The sequence below is a fragment of the Methylotuvimicrobium sp. KM1 genome (genome assembly GCF_044788715.1).
Classification (GTDB): Bacteria; Pseudomonadota; Gammaproteobacteria; order Methylococcales; family Methylomonadaceae; genus Methylotuvimicrobium.
This window is the reverse complement of the sequence record NZ_CP173170.1, coordinates 2,127,658-2,144,796: the sequence shown is the minus strand read 5'-3', so window position 1 is coordinate 2,144,796 and position 17,139 is coordinate 2,127,658. Positions and strand designations below refer to the sequence as shown.

Here is a 17,139-nt window from a genome sequence, read left to right as displayed (position 1 = left end):
AACCATGCGCCGAACCCTTCGGCGCATTTTGCCCTTGCCGTTTTTTGGCTTTAACGGAATAAATAAAGTATCGATGACTGCATTTTTCGGACGCTGCCGGCGCGCGTTGTTCGGCATTTCGGATGCCGAAACCCGAGTCGAACGGCGCGGCTTCAAGGTCGGCGACGACCGGGTTAAGGCTCGAATCGACCACATCGGCAAGAGTTTTGTCGATGGTTATCATGCCGCCTTGCTCGATAACGATCCGTTGCGCCTTACCGAGCATTTAAACGCGATCGGCGACAATGAATGGCGCGGTTTTTTCTTCGAAGGCGCCGCTATGGGCTTGGTGATTTCAGACTTCCTTTGCCCTTGGCAACCGAGCCGTTTTCAAGCATTTTTGACCGGCCCCGCGCAGCATCACGCCTATATGTTGCATGTCGGCGCCGGTTGGGCTTTGGCCCGCTTGCCGGTGTCGCCTGCGCGTCTGACCTCGCGCATGGATAGCCTACTCCGTTGGCTGGTGCTGGATGGTTACGGCTTCCATGAAGGTTATTTTCATTGGCCGGACAGCATCGGCCGTCAACAGTGTCCTTCATGCCTGCAAGGCTATGAAAAGAGAGCTTTCGATCAAGGTTTGGGACGCAGTCTGTGGTTCGTCATGGGAGCCGACCCCGAGCGTATCGTATCGGGGCTGCAAAACTTTCCGCCGGATAGGTTGGGCGACTTGTGGAGCGGTGTCGGCTTGGCCGGCGCTTATGCCGGCGGCGTCGAACCGGAGGTTTTAGAGCGTCTGAAAATTTTGGCCGGGGACTTTGCCGCGCATTTGGCTCAAGGCGCTGCATTTGCGGCCAAAGCCCGGCAACGGGCCGGCAATCCGACCGAACATACTGAGCTAGCCTGCCGCATCTTTTGCAATTTAAGCGCCGAGCATGCCGCGCAATTAACGGACGATGCCTTGCGAAAAGCGCCTGCCGATAACGCGCTGCCGGCTTACGAACATTGGCGGCAACGGATACGGCAACACTTTATTTAAGCCTGTATCGCAGTCTCAACTAAGAGGATACCAGCACTATGAATAGCGTTTATCCGCTACTACGCCGCCGCGCGACCCTGTTGGTCGCGCTGGTTTGGATCGGCCTTCTTTACGGCTTTATGCAACCGCCGAGCTTGAGCCCTTCGGAACGAAAGTCCATCGCAGGCCGCTTCGACTTTACCCGCTTGCCGTTACCGGAACCCTCCGGAAAAAGCCCTCGCTCGGTAAGAAACGTTCATCCAAGCTTGGAACATATTTCCGCGTGGATTTCATCGGTCGGCGCGAGCGTGGCGCTCGGTGACCTTGACGGAGACGGCTTGCCGAACGATCTTTGCCATGTCGACCCGCGCTTCGATTCGGTCATCATCGCGCCCGTGCCGGAAACCGGCGAACGTTATATGCCATTCGAGTTGCATCCGGCGCCCGTGGCATTCGATGCCTCGACAATGGCGCCGATGGGCTGTCTATTGGGCGACCTCAACGAGGATGGCTTACTCGATGCCATCGTCTACTACTGGGGCCGCACGCCGGTCGCATTTTTACAGCGTGGAAATAGCGCCGGCCTCGCCGCGAAAAACTTTAAGCCGGTGGATATCTTTCCCGGCAACGCGCGTTGGTTTACCAATGCCGCGACGCTTGCCGACTTGGACGGCGACGGCCATATCGACTTGGTTATCGGTAACTATTTTTCGGATGGCGCGCAAATTCTCGATGCGCGCGGCACAGGCATCGAACGGATGCACGACACCAAGTCGCGCTCATTCAGCGGCGGCAAAACGCACTTATTGCTTTGGGACGGCGCCGAAAGAGGCGAGCAACCCACGGTCCGTTATCGGGCCGTAACCGGCGTGCTCGATCCGGCGACCGAGCACGGCTGGGCTTTGGCGGTCGGCGCGGCCGACTTGGATGGCGACTTGTTGCCGGAACTCTATTTAGGGCATGACTTCGGCCCGGACCGCTTACTGCACAACCGTTCGACTCCGGGCAGCCTAAGTTGGGCCGAATTGCGCGGCAAAGCGAGCCTCGCCACGCCGAAATCGTTCGTGCTGGGTCAGGATTCCTTTAAAGGCATGGGCGTCGATTTCGGAGATCTCAACGGCGATGGCCTATTGGATTTATTCGTCAGCAATATTACCAGCGAATGGGCTTTGCAAGAGAGCAATTTATTATGGTTGAGCACCGGCGAGCCGGAACGCATGCGCGATGGCGTTGCGCCCTATTTTCAAGCCAGTGAACAGCTCGGCCTTTCCAGAGCCGGTTGGGGTTGGGATACGCGTCTGGCCGACCTCGATAACAACGGCCATCCGGAAGCACTGGTCGCGACCGGTTTCGTCAAGGGAGAAACGCCTCGCTGGGCAAAATTGCAAGCGTTAGGCACCGGAAACGACCGTATGATGAGCAATCCCCGGCATTGGCCATCTTTCAAACCCGGCGACGATTTAAGTGGCCATGAAGCCAACGGTTTTTTTGTGCGCGCCGAGGACGGTCGTTTCTTCAATTTAGCATCGGAACTTGAACTGGACGATCCGATGGTCAGTCGCGGCATTGCCGTGGCCGATGTCGATGGAGACGGAGACTTGGATTTTGTCGTAGCCAATCAATGGGAAAGATCGTATTTCTTTCGCAACGAATGTCCCGACTGCGGCAATTTTATCGGCTTACACCTTCGAATCGCCGGCGATTCGGCAAATACTAGAATGATTGAGGGACATCCGGATCATGACATTGCCGCTTATCCGGCGATCGGAGCCCAAGCAACCGTCTATTTACCTAACGGAAAAAAATTAGTCGCCCAAGTCGACGGCGGAAACGGCCATTCCGGTCAACGGAGCCCTGATCTCCATTTCGGGCTCGGCAAGTTGTCCGGTAATGCTCCCTTGGAGGTTGAACTGCGTTGGCGCGGACAAGCCGGCAGTTTGCACCGTAAGACGCTCGACCTAAAAACGGGGTGGCACACTGTCATACTCGGCGAAGCAGAGGCGGAAAATTTATGAATATTAACGAAACAATTACGACCCGTTTTTTTTATCCAAAAGGCAGTCCTAAGTTACGCCTGTTCGCATTAGGCTATTTTGCCGCTCTCATTACGCTTTGGACGATTCTTGGACATACCGTGCTCGGATTCGAGCAATCCGGTCTGCAACCGATCGTCGCCGTGGCGAGCGCGTGTTTCACGCATTGGCTCTTGGAGTGGGTGGATAGCCGTTCGACACGACGTGCGCCGCGATACGGAAACAACTTATCGGAACGATTTATCTTTCTGCTGCCAGCCCTAATACCGGGGCTTGCTGTCGGTATGCTGATTTATCCGAATGAACTGCTTTGGCCGATGATTTTTGCTTCGGCCTTATCGATCGCATCGAAAGTCATTTTCAGAGCGCCGGTCGGTCAAGGCTCGCAGCATATTTTCAACCCTTCGAATTTCGGCATTACGGTAACCTTGCTGCTATTTCCATGGATCGGCCTCGCTCCGCCCTATCAATTTACCGAAAACGTCACCGGCCTTTGGCATTGGATTATTCCGGGGTTCATTTTAATCAGCGGTATTATTGTTCATGCTTATTTTACCGGTCGTCTACCGTTATGCATCGCCTGGATCGGCGGTTTTTTGCTGCAAGCCTTACTGCGTAGTTGGTATTTCGATATTCCTTGGATCGTACCTCTGATTCCCATGACCAGCGCTGCGTTCATTCTATTCACACTGTATATGATTCCGGACCCGGCCACGACGCCTCTGAATCCATTACGCCAAGTCATTTTCGGCCTGGCCGTCGCCTCCGTTTATGCACTGTTGCTGATTGAAAATATCGTGTTCGGATTGTTTATCGCATTATTTGTCGTTTGCGCTTGCCGAGGAGCCGGACTATATCTGATCGCACACCGCCAACGACTGTTCCAGAATGCGCAATTTGCCGAGAGTGCCGGAAAATGATTGCGATTGTCGGAATTGCATGCCGTTACCCCGATGCCGACTCGCCGCAAGCGCTGTGGGAAAATGTATTAGCCCAACGCCTCGCGTTTAGGCGTTTGCCGTCCGAACGGCTCAACCTGCAGGACTATTTAGAGCACAAAACGGAGTATTCAGACTCGATATACGTCAAAGAGGCGGCCGTACTCGAGGGTTATTCATTCGACCGGCAAAAGTTCCGCATTGCCGGTTCGACTTTTCGCAGTACCGATATGACGCATTGGCTGGCACTCGATATTGCCGCTCGCGCGCTCGAAGATGCCGGCCTGCCGAATGGTATCGGCTTACCGAAAGAAAGCACCGGCGTCATTGTCGGGAATACGCTAGCAGGGGAATTCTCGCGGGCGGCTTTGATGCGTTTGCGCTGGCCCTATGTTCAAAGAGTGCTAAACGAACGCTTGGCCGCCGAAGGTTGGAACAACGACAAACGACGCGAATTCTTGCGGCACATGGAGCAGCACTATAAAGCGCCTTTCGAACCGGTCGGCGAGGAAACCTTGGCGGGCGGCCTCGCCAACACGATAGCGGGGCGAATCTGCAACTTTTTCAATTTCCAGGGCGGCGGATTTACCGTTGACGGCGCTTGCAGCTCGTCGTTGCTTGCGGTTGCACAGGCTTGCACCTCGCTGCAATCGGGCGATTTGGATGCGGTATTGGTCGGCGGTGTCGACTTGAGCCTTGATCCTTTCGAATTGATCGGATTTTCGCGGGTTGGTGCGCTATCCCGGGACGGCATGCGGGTTTATGACCGCAATCCCCGCGGATTTTTACCGGGCGAAGGCTGTGGTTTCGCTTTGCTAATGCGGCACGATGAAGCCTTGGGCAGGGGGCTTCGTTGTAACGGCTTCATTCGCGGCTGGGGAATATCATCGGACGGAAGCGGCGGGATAACCCGACCTGAAATCATGGGCCAGCAACTCGCGATGCAGCGCGCTTACCGACGAGCCGGCTATGGAATCGACACCGTGCCTTTGTTTGAAGGTCACGGCACCGGCACGGCGGTCGGCGATGAAGTCGAACTCGCTGCGTTGTCGGAATTACTGGCAGGCAATCGAACACCCGCAACGATCGGTTCGATCAAGGCCAACATCGGCCATACCAAAGCGGCGGCCGGTATGGCCGGTCTGATCAAAGCGCTGATGGCTCTACATAGCCAAATTTTACCGCCCGCTACGGGTGTTGATCAGCCGCATCGAATCTTTGAACAAGGAAATCTACAGCTCTTGGAAACCGGTCTTCCTTGGCCTGAAGGAGAGCCGTTAAGAGCTGGCGTCAGTTCTTTCGGATTTGGCGGTATCAATGTCCATGTTGCATTGGAAAGTGCTTCGGCGGTTCGCCGAAAAAGCGTAACATCGCGTGAAACGTCACTATGTCACAGCCGACAAGACTGTGAGTTGTTTCTGCTCAGCGCCGAAACCCCAGCCGAGTTGATCGTATCGATCAAACACTTACGGGAATTAGCGGCTTCCCTTTCTTACGCCGAATTGAGCGATTTGGCCGCCGCGCTGGCAAACGCGGTCAAGCCTTCCTTCTGTCGCGCCGCTGTCGTCGCGGCAACTCCGAAACAACTGGAAGAAAACATAGAAATCTTGCAGGGTTGGCTTGACGAGGAAAAAAGCTCCGGATTCGATACCGAAACCGGCGTATTTTTAGGCAGTGGAAAAACCGCCCCCCGCATCGCCTTTTTATTTCCCGGCCAAGCGTCGCCGGTACGGTTCACAGGCGGCGCGATGGGCAAACGCTTTAACGAAATCGGCAATTTATATCATGACCAAGAATCGCCGCTAATCGGTGACCCCCAAGATACCGGTCATGCGCAACCGGCGATCGCGCTCGCCGAAATCGCGGGCTTGCGCTTACTTGACGCCGTCGGTATCGAAGCGCAAATAGCAGTCGGTCACAGCTTGGGCGAATTGACCGCCCTGCACTGGGCCGGCGCTTTGGACGAACAGGCTTTAATGCGTATCGTCCGCCGGCGTGGCGAGATCATGTCAGCCGATAGACAATCGGACGGGGCAATGGCGGTCATAGGCGCCAATGAAGCCATCACACAAGCGCTAATTGCCCAAGAACCCGGTGTGGTCGTTGGCGGTTTTAACAGCAGTCACCAATGCGTGATAGCCGGCGATACCGATACCATTCGCCGTGTGATGACACTCGCTAAAGCGCAAGATATTGCATTTACCCTGTTACCGATTACACATGCATTTCATTCGCCTTCGATGACGATTGCCGCCGAGCAATTGACCCGGTCTCTGGAATCCGAAATTTTTCATTCGCTTATCCGGCCCATTGTATCGACCGTAACCGGCGATTTTTTATCGGACATTCATTTTCCAAAACATCTTGGGGAGCAATTAACTTCTCCGGTTCGTTTCACCGAAGCGCTCGCCCAACTTCTACCGCATTGCGATCTTTGTCTGGAAGTCGGCCCCGGACAAATACTCAGCGGCTTACTTAACACCGACCACACTACGCCTATCGTGGCGCTCGATTCCTCGGGTCCGTCTTTGCAAGGGCTGCTCATGGCAATCGGCGCGGCTTACGCGCTTGGGCAGCCAATCAAAACTCGAGGCTTGTTCGCTGATCGATTTACACGATTTTTCGAACCGTTACGACCCTTGTCGTTTTTATCCAACCCTTGCGAGGCAGCACCAACGGATACTATCGAAAACCGTTTAAACGACTCGACACCGAAAATGAACACTGAAGTCCTTATCCATGATCGGCGGGATGAGGCTTTACCGAAAGCCTCCGAACAGCCCGACGCTTTACAGTTACTGCGTCAAATACTGGCTCAAAAAGTTGAACTGCCCGCTTCGGAAATTCAAGAGCAGCATCATTTATTGAGGGATTTGCATTTGAACTCGATCAGCATCGGACAAATTATGGCCGAGGCCGCACGAAAACTGAATCTACCGGTTTCGCTAGCACCGACGGAATACGCACACGCCACAGTTGGCCAAGCCGCCCGATTTTTGGAATCGATTCGCACCGTGAATAATGACGCCGATCTCGAACGACATAAAGCGCCTCAAGGATTAGAAAATTGGGTAAGAGCCTTCACTATCGAACAGCGCCCCTGCGAATTAAAACCAGCTAAGCCCTCTTCTAATTACCATCAAAGACAACAGCCTTCATCTTGGCGTGTATTTGCTCCTAAAGATCATATACTGGTCACTCCTTTATTAGAGCGGCTCGAATCGATCGGAGGCACGGGCGTCTTGCTATGCCTCCCTCCTACTCCAGACTCCGGATATGATCGATTACTGCTGGATGCCTCACAAGCCGCGTTGGAACAAGACGGAAAGCCAAGGTCTTTCATTCTGGTTCAGCACAACGGTTTTGCCTCGGCATTTGCAAGAACCTTGTTTGAAGAAGCCGATGGACTATGCGTTAGTGTTATCGATACGCCCTATCGCCAAGAGGCGCTATCTTGGATTATAACCGAAACGTTTGCTGCCGAGGGCTTTCGTGAGGCGATTTACGATAGTACAGGGCAACGATCGGAACGGGTTTTGCGTTTAATTACCACTCTTGTCAACGATAGCGGAAATTCCTTATTAACATCTGGCGATGTGTTGTTAGTCAGTGGCGGCGGTAAAGGTATCGCCGCCGAATGCGCCTTTTCGTTAGCCCGCGCGCATGATCTACGCCTGATACTCTTGGGACGTGCATTACCGGAAAACGATACCATGTTAGCTGAAAACCTGATACGTTTCAGTAAGACCAACATCGCATTTCGCTATTATGCCGTCGATGTCTGCGATGCGGACAATATCCAGAACGCCGTAAAGGAAGCACAATCCGAATTCGGCCCTATTACCGCTATTTTACATGGCGCAGGCGTCAATGAACCTAGATTGATCCGCGATTTGAATATCGAAAATCTAAAGCGCACGTTGTCTCCAAAAATCGACGGCCTTAATCATCTATTAGCCTCGGTCGACTCCGGCAAACTCAAGCTATTGATTAACTTCAGCTCGATTATTGGCCGCGTCGGAATGCGTGGCGAAGCCGATTATGCATTGGCGAATGCTTGGCTGAGTCATGAAACCGATTCGTTCAAAGAGCGTAACCCTGCTTGTCGTTGCCTTTCTCTCGAATGGTCTATATGGTCGGGCGTCGGAATGGGTGAGCGCTTGGGCCGTATCGACGCTTTATTACGTGAAGGGATTAGCCCGATATCGCCTGAACAAGGCATCGAATGGTTGAACCGGTTGCTGGATTTGGAGTTGCCGAGTTCAAATGTGGTAATAAGCGGTCGATTAGGCATTACTCCGCCTTTACCGATTCTGCCGACCCATGAATTACCTTTTCTTCGATTTATAGAAAAGCCCGGACTATTTTATCCGGGAATCGAACTAGTAACCGATTCTGAAATTTCATTAAACAACGACCCTTATTTGAACGATCATGTTTACCAAGGCGAACATATTTTTCCGGCTGTCATCGGAATGGAAGCTATGGTGCAAGCCGCCCGGTCGGTCACTGGCCAGACTGAAACTCCTTCCTTCCAGGACTTGCGTTTTGCCCAACCGATCGTAGTGCCTCCCAAAGAGGTCGTTACGCTGCGCACCGTTGCTTTAGTTAAAGAGGACCAGAGTATCGAGGTCGCTCTACGCTTCAGCCAGACCGCATTCCAAATCGATCACTTCCATGCGATATTAAGATTCGATGCCTGTCCGAATACTATTCGCGAAGAAGTAGCTCAAGAAAATTCAACCAATTCACATAAAATAGCCATTGAGCCGGACGCCGAACTTTACGGCCCTTTATTTTTTCAAGACGGGCGCTTTCGACAAGTGAAAGCCTATCGGCAGCTTTCCGCATTTCAATGTACCGCCGATATCGGCTCAGACCTTTCAGAAGAAACTTGGTTTGCCCGCTTCTTGCCGCAAACCTTACTGATAGGCGACCCCGGTACTCGAGATGCGGCCATCCACGCGATTCAAGCCTGCATTCCGCATGCAATCGTGTTACCCACCGCTTTAGAACGCTGGGTACCGAAAGACTTGAAAGTCGACGGCCCGATATATGTCCTAGCCCGAGAACGGTGGCAACGACACGATGAATTTTGCTACGACCTCGAAATTCGAAACCATGCGGGTTGTTTGAAAGAAGTGTGGCAAGGCCTACATTTACGCGAAATTACGAACATCGATTGGGAAACTTGGCCTGTTGGTTTAATTGCCCCTTATTTGCAGCGAAAGATTTCTGCAATCGTTAAATCACACGAATTGAACTTCGTCTTATTACACAACGACAACCATATTACCGAAGAACCGACTAACACTGCGATACAATTGGCTTTGGGTAACAAAACCATTATTTTGCGCCGTAGCGACGGAAAACCCGAATCCGTCGATGGCCGAACGATTTCTGCAGCGCATGCTGAAGATTGGATTTTCGCGGTTACAAGCGAATCACAAGTCGCTTGCGATTTAGAAATCGTTACCGTTCGGCCGATTACCATATGGGAAGACTTACTCGGCAAAGAACGCTTTGCATTGGCGCGGTTGACCGTCGAACAATTCGGAGAAAACCTAGATCTAACTGCAACCCGCGTCTGGGGAGCCATCGAATGCTTAAAAAAAGCAGGCGCAAGCGCAAATCACCCGTTGACCTTACAATCGGCTGCAAAAGACGAATGGGTCACTTTTACAGCCGGCCCTTTTGTCATTGCCACCTACATCGCAAAGCTCAAAGGCACTTCTTCGCCATTGATGTTTTCGATATTGGTCGAACAAAATCGCCAATCCAAATCGCCGGCAACATTCGGGAAGTAATATGAAAGCCTACGAATATCGGCACATCGTTAGCTTTGAAGAAACCAACTTAGTCGGCAATGTCTATTTCGCCAACCATATCCGTTGGCAAGGCCGAGTACGTGAAATGTTTATACGCGATTATGCATCCGACGTGATCGATGCGCTTGGGCAAGGGTTAAGCCTAGTAACGACGCGGATATCGTGCGAATACTTTCAGGAATTATTCGCTTTGGACGAAGTGCTCATTAAAATGTACGCGACTCAGATCACACAAAACCGCGTTACAATGAAATTCGATTATCTAAGAGTCCGTAAAGACAACACTGAAGAATTGATCGCCAGTGGTGAACAACAAATCGCCTCTATGATGAAAGAGGGAACGGCAATGCGCCCTACGCCTCTTCCTCAATCCCTTCGCTTGGCGCTAAACGAATTTGAAATCTGAAAATTCAATCTTGGATTCAACACCGAATTTATGCAACCCCGAAGCAGCGATTATAGATGCTACTCTTTAGCGATCCACCTTTAGCTTCTGTATTCTTTCGCTGACCAATAAAGGTATAATGGCCCACCGAATTCGAATTTTTCTGAATAATCCTGTGGTCATAGCGAAAATAACCCGATTTATTTTATTGCCGGTTTTATCGGCATTTTTAACTGGTTGCGTGAGCGCGTCTCTGCAAAACCTTTCCGATTCTTTGTCCGATGCTATTCTCAATCAAAACGACATCGAGATCGTGCGCGAAGGCTTGCCGGCTTATCTATTGATGACCGACGGATTGATCGAGCAAGAATCGGAAAATACGGACCGACTGGTTTCCGGCGCTAAGCTCTATGCATTTTATGCATCGGAATTGGTGAGGGAGCCGGCCCGTGCCCGCAACCTCACCAATAAAGCGCGCGTTTACGCCGAACGAGCACTTTGTTTGGAGCAACCATCCCTATGCCATATCGACCAATTGCCGCATGACGCTTTCGCACCGGCTTTGCAAAATGCCGATCGCGCGGCCTTGAATGAACTCTATACCTACGGTTTGGCTTGGGCTGCGTGGTTGCAAGCTCACAGCCGCGACTGGAATGCGATTGCCGACCGCCCGAAAATCGAATCGTTGTTCGAGAGAATCCTCGAATTAGACGAGTCCCTCGATTCCGGCCGTGCGCATTACTACCTAGGACTACTCCGCTCGCAGTTATCGCCGGCTTTGGGCGGCAATCCGGAAACCGCTAGAAGCCATTTCGAGCGCGCAATTGAACTGTCGCGCGGCAACGACCTGGCCGTCAAGGTCGCCTTGGCGCGCAATTATGCACGGATGCTGTATGACCGTGAAATGCACGACCGTTTGTTGCGCGAAGTGCTGCAGGCCGATCCGAATGTGCCTGGCTTGTCCCTTTCCAATACGATCGCGCAACAAGAAGCCCAACTATTATTAGATGAATCCGACAGCTACTTCCATGAGTAAACTATGCATCATTTAATCGCGACTCTGTTTTTAATGTGCCTGATGGTTTTTTCGCCTCCTGCCCTATCGCAAATGCTCAAAATCGCAACGGCTTCGCCGGACGGTACGGTCTGGATGGAAAAAATGCGCGAGGCGGCCGACGAAATCAAACGGCGCACGAATGGCCGCGTCACCTTTCGTTTTTATCCGGGCGGCATCATGGGCAATGATGCCAGCGTGATGCGTAAAATCAATGTCAATCAATTACAAGGCGGTATTTTTCCAGGCGGCGGCTTGAAGGACATTTACCCGGATTCTCAGGTGTATAGCTTGCCGTTGATTTTTCGTTCTTTCGACGAAGTCGATTATGTGCGCTCGCGCATGGACGATTTGATCATCAAAGGTCTCGAGCAAAACGGCTTTATCAGCTTCGGCCTGAGCGAAGGCGGTTTTGCTTATTTGATGTCGGACAAACCGGTGTCGCGGGTCGATGACCTAAAAGGCCAAAAGATATGGGTTCCCGAAGGCGATTACATCAGCAGAAGCGCCTTTCAAACCATCGGCGTATCGCCGATATCTCTGCCGTTAACCGATGTAATGACTGCATTGCAAACAGGCTTAATCAATACGGTCGCAACCTCGCCGATGGGTGCCATAGCGCTGCAATGGCACGCCCGCATCAAATACGTCACCGACGAACCGTTGGCTTATTTGTACGGCACGATGATCGTTCAAGCCCGAGCCTTCTCACGATTAAGGCCCGGCGATCAACAAATCGTTCGCGAGGTGATCGGCGCGGTTTATAAAGAGTTCAACAGCATTAATCGCCGAGATAATACCGAAGCGCTCAGGGTTTTACGCAACCAAGGCATACAATTTGTCGCAACCGATGAAAACGATCGAAAAAACTGGCAAGCGATGCTCGAAGATACCAAATCGAAAATGGAACGGGAAGGCATTCTCAGCCAATCGATCATCGAGACCTTAAGACGGCATCTGAACGATTTTCGCCAGGGTTCAGTCCGCTAAACCCATGTGTCGTCGTCTCATCAACGGATTAAGACGTCTCGAAGACGGCATTTTAGCGTTGGTACTCGCCGCGATGATTTTGCTGGCCATCGGCCAGGTCGTGCTCCGAAACGTTTGGGGCGCCGGCTTGGACTGGGCCGACCCGCTGCTGCGTATCCTGGTGCTATGGATCGCTCTGCTCGGGGCAATGTCCGCAACCCGCGATAATAACCATATCAGTATCGATGTCCTTAGCAAATTCCTTCCTCGCTTTCTAAAAATACCCGCTCTACTCCTCAGCCACTGGTTTACCGCTATCATTTGCGCTCTGTTGGCTTGGCAAGGCGCGCGATTGATGCTGATGGACTATCAATATGCGACTATGGCATTCGCCTCGGTTCCCGCCTGGATTTGCCAACTGGTCATTCCATTCGGCTTCGGCATCATGAGCCTGCGTTTTACATTACATGGGCTTTCGGTCTTGTTGAATAGAGAGGCGCCCTGATGCTCGTCGTCGTTGCGCTAATCGTTCTGGCGCTATTGGGTACTCCATTGTTCGCGATTATCGCCGCTAGCGCCCTGCTCGGTTTTTATCATAACGACATCGACCTAATGGTCGTAGCGATCGAATTTTACCGGCTGGCCGATATGTCGATATTGCTGGCGATTCCGCTGTTTACGTTTGCCGGTTATTTATTGAGCGAAAGCCAAGCACCCACAAGACTGATGCGACTGACTCAAGCCCTGCTGGGCTGGCTGCCGGGCGGCCTGGCCATGGTTTCATTGACGGCTTGCGCATTGTTGACGACGTTTACCGGCGCTTCGGGCGTCACGATCGTCGCATTGGGCGCCTTGCTTTATCCGGCCTTGATCAAAGCCGGTTACCATGAAAATTTCAGCCTTGGCTTGGTCACGACATCCGGTAGCCTGGGTTTGCTGTTCGCCCCTTCCTTACCGCTAATATTGTACGGCGTTATCGCCCAGCAAATGAGCGTCGGCCGCCCGTTTACGATCGATGAATTGTTTTTGGCCGGCATCATGCCGGGCCTGCTGATGCTGGTCATGTTGTCGGGTTGGAGTTATTGGCATAACCGCGATATTGGACTAACCCAATTCACCGTAAACGAAGCCTGGCAGGCTTTGCGCGAATCGCGCTGGGAATTGCCGCTGCCGTTTATCGTGCTGGGCGGCATTTACAGCGGCTATTTCGCGGTATCGGAAGCCGCCGCCGTCACGACGGTCTATGTGCTGACAGTCGAAGTCTTGATTCACCGCGAAATCAGTCTCAGCCAATTGCCAGCCGTGATGCGGAGCGCAATGGTCATGGTCGGCGGCATTCTGGTGATTTTAGGCGTTTCGTTGGCCTCGACGAACGTGATGATCGATGCCGATGTACCCGGACGTTTGTTCGAATTCGTTCACGATCATATTTCGAGCCGATTGACCTTTCTCATCGCGCTGAACGTGTTTTTGCTGGCCTTGGGCATGATGCTCGACATCTTCGCCGCGTTGGTCATCATGATCCCGTTGCTGCTGCCGATCGCGGTCGGTTACGGCGTAGACCCGGTGCATCTGGGCATTATTTTTCTGGCGAATATGCAAATCGGCTATTTCACGCCGCCGGTGGGCATGAACTTGTTTATCGCTAGTTACCGATTCCAGCGCCCGTTACTACAGCTATACCAGGCTACATTGCCCTTTTTCTTCATTCTGCTGTTGGCCGTGCTAATCATCACTTATTGGCCGGCGCTCACATTAGGCTTGCCGAGTTGGCTAGGAGCAAGTCGGTCATAAGCCATTGATATCGACCTGTTGCGGTTCGGCTTCGGTAACGCGTTGAAGGAAATCACCTTTTAACGGGCAATCTCACCGGCAGCAATGGAGCATAGAAGAAATTCCGCTGTTGGAAAAATTTATTATACGAGCCCTTACTGCCCATTTGTATGTACGAAAAAGGGGGCAGGTTCTGAGGTATCCCCACAAACCGCTCGTTCCCATGCTCTTCGTGGGAATGCCGCTTTAGACGCTCTGCGTCGACTGCGGAGGGTAATTGGGTTATGAAACTGCAGAGAATGTATCGTTGCTCTTGTAGGGATTATCGACCTATGGGGACGCAGAGCGTCCCGGGATGCATTCCCACGCAGAGCGTAGGAACGATGAATAGGCATGATGTTTATTTTCCCAAAAAAAGGAATAAAGTGGTCAGGTTTAATTTGCCCACTCCAACGCCCTCGGTTCAACTAACAATTTACATAGCCGAATCGAAAACGCGCCTCTGCCTCCAAATTTCGATTTTCTTGATGTTCGGCCTACAAACCATAGCTTGGGAACGATTGATTGGCAAGCTTTGGCTTGCCGGCCTCGGGAAACCGGAATTTCAGGCAAAAGCATTCCCAAAACCAACATTAAAAATAGAACGCCTTGAAATGTAGAAGATTAGCTATCGCTAACCCGGCCTACCCGTCTTCATTCCTCGCTCGTTTTTTCAATCATCTTGTGAATCCGTTTTAGGCCCAACGCGACTGCGATCATCACGAACGGAATCGCCGCGCCGACCGCCAGTTCCGGATTAACCGGCCAACCGGCCGCACGTAGCGCCTTGGAGACCGAGCCGATCAGTCCTGTCGCGTAATAGGTGATCGCGACGATCGAAATGCCTTCGACGGTTTGTTGCATCTTGAATTGCATTTTCGCGCGGCGCGCCATCGAGGTTAGCAAGCCTTGGTTCTGTCGTTCGATCACGATATCGACGCGGGTTCGCAGTAATTGGCTCGCATTGCCGACTCTTTCAGACAGGGACGTGAAGCGTTTGGAGGTCGAATAGCAAGTGCTCATCGCCGGTTCCATGCGCCTCCGAATGAATTCACCGAGCGTCTGTATGCCTTGAATCCGGACTTCGCGTAAATCTTCTAGGCGCTGACCGACGAGCTGATAGTAAGCGCTTGCGGCCGTGAAGCGAAACAGATGCGTCGAAATATGGTTTTCGATTTCGGCAGCTAACGTCGTCAATTCGTCCAACAGACCTGCGTCTTTGCTGTTGTCCGATTGCGCCATCGCATTCGTGATTGTATAAAGCTTTTGGTTGGCCCGTCTCAGCTCCGGCGCGAGCTTTTTCGCAATAGGAAATGCCAACAGTGCCATCACTCGGTAGACTTCGATTTCGAACAGACGATGCAGCAATCGCCCCGCCTGCGCCGAGCGCAAATTATGGTCGACGATCAGAAAACGGCTGAACCCGTCGACATGTACCCTAAAATCAGTAAATACTTGGGCGTCCCCGCCGGTCACGCTGGAACCGACGACCGGATTGTTCGCGAAACAGGCGGAAATCGCGGCCATATCGAGTCCGTCGCCGTTCTTGACGACGGCCGCCGGTTGGATTGCGGCATGCGCGGCGACCATCAATTGACCCGGCAATTCGGAAAGCCAATCGACCGGCACTTTTTTCAACGCAGGGTCGGAAAACGGATCAGCCGGCGTATTCGCTACGTAAAACGTGTAGGTGCTGAATTCGCTATGCTGCTCCCACCGAATCTCGAACGTATCGAAGGTTTCGCTCAAATGGCTAGCGTCTTTTTCGGGACAGGGCTTGCCGTAGCGCTGGCAGAGCTTACTTAAATGATCGCGTTCGCGCTGTTTTTCATCGCTCGTCAACAACAAGGCCAGATGAGAGGCCCTGATCGGCAATTCCAAATTCAACGAGGCACGGGCATGGACTTCATTGTGCAATACGAAACGTTGCGGATGATTTTGCGGCAGGGGAAATAGAGTCGTCACATTATTGTCGGTTGTCATTTATCGAAATATTAAGAGCCGGGGCGCTCTTGAAAAACGGCATAGTTTAGCGATTGTTGATAATGATGAAAAGTTTATAGCGATTGTTACTTCAAGGTCATCAAACCGAGAAAATCAAATGAGGCAGCTATGTTTCGTTTTCCTAAGCTACCGAGATAAACAACTCTAAACCTAATTTCGGCAACTTAACCATGAGTCACATGAAAGTAATGAAGTATTTCAAGAGATTACTTAAATATTTCCACTAACCTCTTGGGTAAAAGAAAGTACCATACAAACGCATAACAAGTTATTGAATTAACTTCTTATTCTTCATGGTGAAATTCATTTTCTAGGTTAAAATCCTTTCAATCGTCACCCGCGCCCTCTTCCCCATTCCGCGCAGCCGCAATTGCCTGGTACAAACGCACCAGACTGGCCTCGAGCGCCCCTATTTCTTCGGATTCATAATCGTCGAACAAACGGCCGATGTAACGTAAATGTTCCGGATAAGATCGTTCATAGATATCTTTTCCAGCCTCGGTCAAACTGATGATTTGGCTCCGGCCATCCTTCGCGGAAGCGCAGCGCCGAACGAGTCCTTTATCCTCCAATCGGCAGACGACTCCGGTCAGCGTGCCTTTCGTGATCAGCGTTTCTTCACCCAGTTTTTTAGGCGTCATGCCTTCCGTACCACCCAGGGTGATGATGACGTCGTACTGGGGCAAGGTCAGATCGAATTTTTGAACATGAACCGCCGCATAAGATAAAAAAGCTTGATGTGTGCGTAATAAGTCACGCAACACGCCTGGGAATGTAGAAGAGACTGTCATGCGATCAACTAAAAAGTTCTAATCAGAACGATCAGGATAGCGCCAAACGATAAGCCCGGCAAGCTTTCACCGCGAAACCTGCCGCGATGCAGTCATACAAAACTATTGGAAACCTCTATATGAACGGCAAGTTTTGATCTTCCTGTTTATTTCGGCAAGTCTTGCCGCCCAAATGTTATCGGAGTCGCTGACGTAAAAAGCTCCTAACCGACCTCCGATATATTTCCCAAGCATATGATTTTAATTATATTTAAATGCATTACCGATAATCCGTAGCATGAGAGCAAGAAAACTGATTTGAAATATTTGTTCTGGTTAGAACCTTTTTAGT

11 protein-coding genes are annotated in these 17,139 nt (G+C 51.8%); 9 read left to right on the top strand and 2 right to left on the bottom strand.

Going from position 1 to position 17,139, the window contains the following annotated elements:
* The first annotated feature begins 4 nt into the window (after positions 1 to 4).
* The 9 genes from ACINK7_RS09035 (at position 5) to ACINK7_RS08995 (ending at position 13,995) form a co-directional block, all read left to right on the top strand.
* Entirely contained in the window at positions 5 to 1,015 is a 1,011-nt protein-coding gene (locus ACINK7_RS09035) for a DUF1702 family protein (protein ID WP_404361025.1), read from the top strand.
* A 38-nt stretch (positions 1,016 to 1,053) separates the two neighbouring features.
* On the top strand, positions 1,054 to 3,009 hold the full coding sequence (locus ACINK7_RS09030) for a CRTAC1 family protein (protein ID WP_404361024.1): 1,956 nt from the start codon (positions 1,054 to 1,056) through the stop codon (positions 3,007 to 3,009).
* On the top strand, positions 3,006 to 3,947 hold the full coding sequence (locus tag ACINK7_RS09025; RefSeq protein WP_404361023.1) for an enediyne biosynthesis protein UnbU: 942 nt from the start codon (positions 3,006 to 3,008) through the stop codon (positions 3,945 to 3,947). Before ACINK7_RS09030 ends, ACINK7_RS09025 begins: the two co-directional genes overlap by 4 nt.
* Complete coding sequence (locus ACINK7_RS09020; RefSeq protein ID WP_404361022.1) at positions 3,944 to 9,772, top strand: type I polyketide synthase; 5,829 nt, start codon at positions 3,944 to 3,946, stop codon at positions 9,770 to 9,772. The genes ACINK7_RS09025 and ACINK7_RS09020 overlap by 4 nt, the downstream gene beginning before the upstream one ends.
* Position 9,773: 1 nt before the next feature.
* Positions 9,774 to 10,199 (top strand): acyl-CoA thioesterase, encoded by a 426-nt coding sequence (locus ACINK7_RS09015; RefSeq protein WP_404361021.1) that lies wholly within the window; start codon positions 9,774 to 9,776, stop codon positions 10,197 to 10,199.
* Between the two features lie 118 nt (positions 10,200 to 10,317).
* On the top strand, positions 10,318 to 11,214 hold the full coding sequence (locus tag ACINK7_RS09010; RefSeq protein ID WP_404361020.1) for a TRAP transporter TatT component family protein: 897 nt from the start codon (positions 10,318 to 10,320) through the stop codon (positions 11,212 to 11,214).
* 3 nt (positions 11,215 to 11,217) lie between these two features.
* Positions 11,218 to 12,222 carry a TRAP transporter substrate-binding protein DctP gene (dctP, locus tag ACINK7_RS09005; protein ID WP_404361019.1) on the top strand — a complete coding sequence of 335 codons (1,005 nt, stop codon included), beginning with the start codon at positions 11,218 to 11,220 and terminating at the stop codon, positions 12,220 to 12,222.
* A gap of 4 nt (positions 12,223 to 12,226) precedes the next feature.
* A complete protein-coding gene (locus tag ACINK7_RS09000; RefSeq protein WP_404361018.1) occupies positions 12,227 to 12,706 on the top strand; it encodes a TRAP transporter small permease in 480 nt (159 codons plus the stop codon).
* Entirely contained in the window at positions 12,706 to 13,995 is a 1,290-nt protein-coding gene (locus ACINK7_RS08995) for a TRAP transporter large permease (RefSeq protein ID WP_404361017.1), read from the top strand. The genes ACINK7_RS09000 and ACINK7_RS08995 overlap by 1 nt, the downstream gene beginning before the upstream one ends.
* Before the next feature lie 672 nt (positions 13,996 to 14,667).
* On the opposite strand, the gene ACINK7_RS08990 is transcribed toward ACINK7_RS08995, so the two are convergent.
* The gene (locus ACINK7_RS08990; RefSeq protein ID WP_404361015.1) at positions 14,668 to 15,996 is read right to left on the bottom strand and encodes a DUF3422 family protein; all 1,329 of its coding nucleotides are present in this window, start codon (positions 15,994 to 15,996) and stop codon (positions 14,668 to 14,670) included.
* A 347-nt stretch (positions 15,997 to 16,343) separates the two neighbouring features.
* Positions 16,344 to 16,808 (bottom strand): MarR family winged helix-turn-helix transcriptional regulator, encoded by a 465-nt coding sequence (locus ACINK7_RS08985; RefSeq protein WP_404361014.1) that lies wholly within the window; start codon positions 16,806 to 16,808, stop codon positions 16,344 to 16,346.
* Positions 16,809 to 17,139 lie beyond the last annotated feature (331 nt).